General features: G+C 68.0%; 8 protein-coding genes and 1 pseudogene. 4 read left to right on the top strand and 5 right to left on the bottom strand.

The features are described 5' to 3' along the window. Positions 1–708: 708 nt before the first annotated feature. Positions 709–1026: pseudogene (locus ACWDZ4_RS25780) on the bottom strand (transposase); the annotation flags it as partial. A 166-nt stretch (positions 1027–1192) separates the two neighbouring features. On the opposite strand from ACWDZ4_RS25780, the gene ACWDZ4_RS25775 reads away from it, so the two are divergent. Beyond that, the gene (locus tag ACWDZ4_RS25775) at positions 1193–1597 is read left to right on the top strand and encodes a type II toxin-antitoxin system PemK/MazF family toxin (protein ID WP_451510758.1); all 405 of its coding nucleotides are present in this window, start codon (positions 1193–1195) and stop codon (positions 1595–1597) included. 302 nt (positions 1598–1899) lie between these two features. On the opposite strand, the gene ACWDZ4_RS25770 is transcribed toward ACWDZ4_RS25775, so the two are convergent. Continuing rightward, on the bottom strand, positions 1900–2061 hold the full coding sequence (locus ACWDZ4_RS25770; RefSeq protein ID WP_451510757.1) for a hypothetical protein: 162 nt from the start codon (positions 2059–2061) through the stop codon (positions 1900–1902). 356 nt (positions 2062–2417) lie between these two features. On the opposite strand from ACWDZ4_RS25770, the gene ACWDZ4_RS25765 reads away from it, so the two are divergent. From ACWDZ4_RS25765 to ACWDZ4_RS25755, 3 genes are all read left to right on the top strand, one after another. After that, complete coding sequence (locus ACWDZ4_RS25765; RefSeq protein ID WP_451510756.1) at positions 2418–2783, top strand: hypothetical protein; 366 nt, start codon at positions 2418–2420, stop codon at positions 2781–2783. After that, a complete protein-coding gene (locus tag ACWDZ4_RS25760) occupies positions 2780–3445 on the top strand; it encodes a nucleotidyl transferase AbiEii/AbiGii toxin family protein (RefSeq protein WP_451510755.1) in 666 nt (221 codons plus the stop codon). Before ACWDZ4_RS25765 ends, ACWDZ4_RS25760 begins: the two co-directional genes overlap by 4 nt. 279 nt (positions 3446–3724) lie before the next feature. After that, a complete protein-coding gene (locus ACWDZ4_RS25755; protein WP_451510754.1) occupies positions 3725–4150 on the top strand; it encodes a hypothetical protein in 426 nt (141 codons plus the stop codon). On the opposite strand, the gene thpR is transcribed toward ACWDZ4_RS25755, so the two are convergent. The 3 genes from thpR to ACWDZ4_RS25740 all read right to left on the bottom strand — a co-directional run bounded on the left by thpR (position 4108) and on the right by ACWDZ4_RS25740 (position 5967). Then, positions 4108–4692, bottom strand: a complete 585-nt coding sequence (gene thpR, locus ACWDZ4_RS25750; RefSeq protein WP_451510753.1) for an RNA 2',3'-cyclic phosphodiesterase — start codon at positions 4690–4692, stop codon at positions 4108–4110. The genes ACWDZ4_RS25755 and thpR overlap by 43 nt on opposite strands. 384 nt (positions 4693–5076) lie before the next feature. Beyond that, positions 5077–5571: a GNAT family N-acetyltransferase gene (locus tag ACWDZ4_RS25745; RefSeq protein WP_451510752.1), complete on the bottom strand. Its 495-nt coding sequence runs from the start codon at positions 5569–5571 to the stop codon at positions 5077–5079. Between the two features lie 51 nt (positions 5572–5622). Next, positions 5623–5967: a hypothetical protein gene (locus ACWDZ4_RS25740; RefSeq protein WP_451510751.1), complete on the bottom strand. Its 345-nt coding sequence runs from the start codon at positions 5965–5967 to the stop codon at positions 5623–5625. Positions 5968–6000: the final 33 nt, after the last annotated feature.

Genomic DNA, 6000 nt, shown 5'->3' with positions numbered 1-6000 from the left:
CCCGGTGGCCTCCCGCAACACCAGTTCCTGGATGTCGGCGACGTAGATACGCGCCCGTTGCAGCCCGGCGTCACCGGCGTGCCGGTCTACCAGGGTCGGCAGCTCCTCGAACGCGGACAGATGACTGGCGCGCAACAAGGCGTGAAGCATGCGGGCGGAGTCCTCGAGCGAAGCCATAGGAGTCGACCTGTCAGACAGGGGCCGCCCGCATCCGCCCGCCGGCTCCACCACCCCGAGAGGCTGTCGCAGGGCCGGCGGACAGAACGAGGAGCCCGCGATGGACGTCACAGCCACATATGTCCCCGCCGCAGACCTCCACACCCAGCCGCCGTGCACCGGCGAGTCCAGCCAGTACGCACCCGTCGCAACCCCCGAGCGATCTCACGCCGGGAACCTTGCATGGCCGGCCAACACCCGGACCCGCGACAGGAACGCCAGTCAGCAGTAGCACGACCTCACTGAAACGCAGCCGTTAACAAGCAGCACGCAGGCCGAGCATCAGTTCTGACGATGCGGCCGGCCCGGGTTCTTCGCCTGCCCGGGCCGACTCACCAGGTCTTCGTACGCCCCCACCACCGACTCGTCACGGCGCCCAGCGCGCCCGCATCATCCGGTTGCCGGTGCGGTACCACGGCGTGTCCGCCGACTCCACGCGGCTTACCGCCCTGCCAGGGCACGCCTGGAGAAGACGGCCGCAGTAGTCGTATCCCGGCGGCCGGCGTAGACCAGGTAGACGGCGACCTGGGTGTTCTCGATCCTGCCTGCGGTGCTGGTGTACTGGCGCTGGACACCGACGGTGTCGGTGCCTTTCTTCACGTCGCCGGTCTCGTCGGCCACCAGCACCGCCTCGTCGTCGTGCAGATGCTCCACCACGTAGTCACTTACGTCGTCGCGGACCTGGTCGGCGTCCCACTTGGCGATGGTCCAGCAGTTCTTGCGCGGCAGGTCCGACAGCAGGCCGAGTACCAACTTCCGGGCCCAGCGCCGGGATTCGAACCGCGTGAACCGTCCCGCTATCCGACTCATCAGGCCCTCGAACGCCTCCTGCCAGCGGGCAGGGTTTACGCTGTGACCTGTGGCCACCGCATGATCTTCAGTCTTCACACACCGATGATCAACGGTGGCCGCACCCGTCTCCACAGCGCGTCAGGCGCGCGCAGCGTCTGCCTGCCATCCTGTGTCTGGAGGACTTGTGCAACGTGGCGAAGTCTGGTGGGTCCAGTTCGACGAGCGGAGGCTGGTCGTACTGCTGTCGGGAGACGACACGGCCGGTATCCGGATGATGCAGGTCGTCACTCCGGCGGGCGTCGACATCAGCGGTCTGGGCATCGAAGTGATGGTCGGCGCCAGTGAAGGTCTGCCGTTCGAAGGCGTGCTGCGGCTCGCGTTCCCGCGTCCAGGCTTCACCCCTTGCACGTGGCTGACCACTGTGTCCCGGGACGACCTGATAGAGCGGGCGGCCGTCCTGTCCTGCGTGAAGCTCAGCGAGATTGACGATGCCCTGCAACTCGCTGAACAAGCGCAGGAGCGGACCCCGGCAACAACCGCGAAGCTCAGCGAGATAAGGGACGCCCTCCGTCTCGGTGAACTCGGGTAGACGGAGAAGGAGCCGACGGCCGCGACGGCGTGGGCGATCTCGGGCGAGATGATCGACGCTGGCCACCTGTCGCCTCGGCGTCCCTCACCATCGAGATCACGAGCTACGGCTGGAGTACTAGGCCGTTTCGATCATCGGGCGGAGCGGGCGGAATCCGTCGGCGGTGGAATGGGGGTGGTTGTAGCCGCCGCGCCTGCTCCTTTTCAGACTGAGCTGGAGCGCATCGGCCCGCAGTCTTCAGGCAGGTCTGGGCGGATGGGGCCGGAGGCCGTGATCGGACATGTCCCCTTGCTGCGGTTCTCTCAGTAGTCGGTGGGCTCTAGATTTACGTCTTCCGGCTGCTCCTTTGCCAGGTGATGAGCAATCATGACCATGTCGACGTGCTCTTCCGCCGTGTTGAACGTGTATGGCGCGCGGCGGTCGGTCGGCGTTTCGGTCGCTACCCCGGTGACGGGCGCTGTCACGTTGTTAGGTGTGTGAGTGCCTGACGGCGCGTCGGGGCGTGGTGGGGCACTCACACACCTAACAACGTGACAGCGCCGATGCAGGCGCCTGCCCAGACCCAACACCACCAACGCCCCCGACCGACGTAACCGTGGACAAGATGCGTCACCACCGAGCGGTTCGAGAAGGCGTACACAGTCCGGGGCGGGTCGTTGGCGGGGCGTTGGTCAGGTGCCGGCGGGGGCACATATCGTCGGTGCCCCCGCGCGGCAGGACTGCTGCCCCGGCCCCCCGGGGCGGGTCGCGAAACGCCTATCGGGACGGTTGCGCTCCTGTGCGGTTCCGCAGACGGTCGGGAGGGGGGATAATCGGGTCCATGGTCATGCTCTCCTCCACAGGTGCGGCGTCCTCGGCCGCCGAGGTGCTGCACGCCCGGTACGCGGGCCGGCTGCCTGCCTCACTGGACAAGCTCGCAGGTCCGCAGCACGGCGTGGTCGAGCTGCCGCTGCACGTCGCCTGGTCTGGACTGCGCGCCTACGACCTGGACCGCCCACGTCTTCGCATGGGTCTGTACCGCACCGTCCTGGCCGAGGGGCAGCACGAGGACATCGTGTCCCTGCTGAACCGCGATCTCCTCCTGGTCCAGTGGCCCGTCCTGCGTACCCTGGTCAGCAGGCACCTGCGGCAGGTCTGGGAGGAAGCTTTTCCCGAGCTGACGACCGTGGGATCAGCCGCCGCGTGAAACTGAGCGACCTGCACCGTCGGCTCCTGGCCGCGGTCATCGACATCGGCTCCCCTTTCCCTCTCGTCCTTACCGGCGGGTATGCCGTGCAGGCTCACGGTCTCGTCGAGCGTCTGAGCCAGGATCTCGACGTCGCCACCGAGAACCCGGCTCCGATGGCGGAGATCATCGCCAGCCTGGAGCAGGGTCTGGTCTCGCGGGGCTGGGGTGTGCGCGTGATCGATGTAGACGCACTGTCGGCCCGTCTGATCGCCGCGGACCCGGACACCGGCGACGAGTGCGAGGTCGATGTCCTCAAAGAACACTTCTGGACGCCCCCGGCCCAGACCGAGTACGGGCCGGTCCTCGCCTTCGACTCCGTCATCGGCACCAAGGTCCGCGCCCTGGCCGACCGCGGCGCCGTCCGCGACTTGATCGATGTGCACGCAGCCTCCCGCCACCGCACCAGCAATGAGCTGGAACGGCTCGGCAGGCGGCACGGCCGCGAGGAGTTTCGCCTTCACGACCTCCGCGACCGGCTGATCGGTGCGGAGTGGGCCGACGACGACGAGTTCGCGGCGTACGGTCTCACCGAAGAGGAGACGGCCGAGCTGCGCGCGTGGGCCCAGCTTTGGGTGAGCGACTTGGAGCAGCGCCTGTACAACCACGACGACGAGGCATGACGGTTGGTCCCCCACCAAGCTGGCTCTCAGCGGCGCCGTCTCCTGCACCAGCATGTGCGGGCGGCGCCGGTCAGGTCTGCTGGCGGATGAGCGGGGAGCGCAGATGCTCCTCCCGGGCCTGTGCCAGCTCCCGGCCGTGCCGCTCGTTCGCCAGCCCCAGGGCAGGCGCGTGACGCAGACGCTCGAAAGTGCTGCTGATCGCGCCCTGACGAAAAGACGGATGCCTCGAACGACCTGGCGGCGGAGCTCTCCCGGGAGCAGACGGCGCTTTTGACGGCCATGGCGCACCAGTACCCCATGGAGGGGGTGTGGCCCGTCTGGCAGTTCACGGTCGCCACCCTGGACCAGTATGACCTCGACGCCGAAGAGCTAATCCGCTCCCTGCCCCGCGTCTGCTCCACCGGGCACGTCGGCCCGTCCTGCGGGCTCACCTCGCACATCAGCTTCCACATCGCCGCCGACGGCCGTCCCGCCCTCACCATCGCGGCGTGTCTCCACCTGCCCGTCGTGCCGCGGGGATCTCTTTCCGGCACCGGTCGCGGAGACCACCGTTCCCTGGGGATCAGGGAAGTCACGGTGCACCAGCGCCCTGATGCGTGCGCTCAAACCCGCCCGTATCCCCACGGCGTGGCCTCCACCCTTGCCCCGCCCACAAGGACGGTTCATTTCGCGCTGCTGAAGGACCAGGCCTCGATGTCGCGGTAGTGGATCGGCCCGGGGCCGCGGCCGAAGTTGCTGCCGACCAGGTGCAGACGCTCGGCCTGCCATGTGCGGCCGGTGAACGCGGAAAGCCCTGCGGCGGCCTGTACCGCGCTGGAAGCATCGCCGCGGCGCGAACGGGCGAGCGTCAGGTGGGGGTTCAGCGGCCGGTCCATGAAGCTGACGCCATGTTCCTTGACCAGCGCCCGCACCTCCCCGGCGAGCAGCCGCAGTCCTTCGAGGTCCCCGCCGATCCCGCTCCACAGCACACGCTCGTCGAAGTGCCCGCTGCCGCACAAAGTCAGGTGCAGAGGGTGGCGCCTCGCTGTGAATTCCGCGAGCGGCGGCCGCAAGAGCGAAACGGCTGACCTCGGCAGCTCACCGAGGAACGCCAGAGTAATGTGCCAGTCTTCGATGCGGTTCCACCGCATGCGCGGGTAGGCGTCATAGGCGGGCCGCAGCGCCTGCGCCAGCTCCTCCTTGGCGTCGTCGGGCGGAGCAAGGGCTATGAAGACGCGGACGGCCGTGGCCTGGATCTGTTCGTTCACAAAGGACTTCGTACACCACCGACGCCAGCCGCTGCCGTGCGTGGTGGGCTGTCGTTCGACGAGACGGAACGCCTGATGCTCGGAGGGGGGCTTGTTGGTGTGCCGGGTGGTGGCTGGCCTGGTGTGTTGTTGGGTGGGGTACCGGTTCGCATCGTGGTGACTGCCATAGTGGCGTAGTGCATCGTGAAGCTGCCTCCTGCCGCGTCGATGGCGGCGCCGACGCCGGCCAGCACGTCCTCCAGCCTGGTCTGCGGGAGCCGGGTGAAGGCGCCCTGGGTGGGTAGCTGATCCAGCCACTCGTCCCGTGTGCAGGGCCGTTGGCGGAAGTTGGTACCGCAGACGTTACGGCTCCCGCGCGCCCGCAAGCCGTTTCTCTGTCGCCGGTCAGGCTTTGGAGACGGTGCCCGCGCCCGCCGCGCGCACCATGAAGACGTCGATCGGATCTTGGACTTCCACTACGAATCCGTGGCGCTCGTAGAGCCGCTGGGCCGAACTGCCCCGCAAGACATTCAAACGGACGGTCATCCCCCGCGCGTCGGTGCGCTCCAGCAGCGTGCACAACACCGCTGATCCGAGCCCTCGGCCCTGATGCTGCGGAGCAAGGTAGAAATGCTCCAGCAACTGCCCACCGTCGACAGGCCGGACCGTGACGCATCCTGTGAGTTCGCGGTCGATCATGATGACGGATGTGTGCTGTGTAGAGAAGGAATCCCGCAGCCGCTGCCGCACCCGGTGCTCGTCGTAGCGCCCGAGCCGCTCCAAATCTGCACGCATGACCACGGCCCGCAGCTCCGCGATCATCTCGACATCCGCTGCCTGCGCAGAACGCAGCATCCACCCCGAGCCATGCGCCGGCTCAATCCGTGCGGGCAGCACCACGTCCGACCGTGCCCCGCTCCCTATCGCCCCAGCATCCATGGCCGGAGTATCTCAGCCGGCCCGCTGTGAGCAGGTATACAGGGACACCGCCCCCAACCCGCACCGCTCGATTCCGCCGCGACCCCAATCGCGCACCACCTCGTAAAAGTCGGCGGCGTCCGGCTCGTTCTTGCCGTCCCCCAGCGACTTGCACAACTGCCGGTACAGCGCCGCCACCGCCGTCGGCCTCAGCTCGGAGGCGTCCTGCGGCGGGCTGCTCCAGCCCAGGGCGGTGGCCCGGCCGGGGTGGCGGGCGGTGCGCACCCACCAGTAGTGCTCCTCGGTCAGGGGTTGCGACGGCTCCACCGCCAGGGGAAGCGCCGGTCCCAACCGGTGGGGGTGGTGGCGAAGGTGCACCAGCCGTCGACCTTCAGCTGGTCGAGGTGGAGG

It is taken from the genome of Streptomyces sp. NPDC003016 (assembly GCF_053591455.1).
Note: the sequence above shows the minus strand (reverse complement) of the source record. Positions and strands in the feature narration are given on the sequence as shown.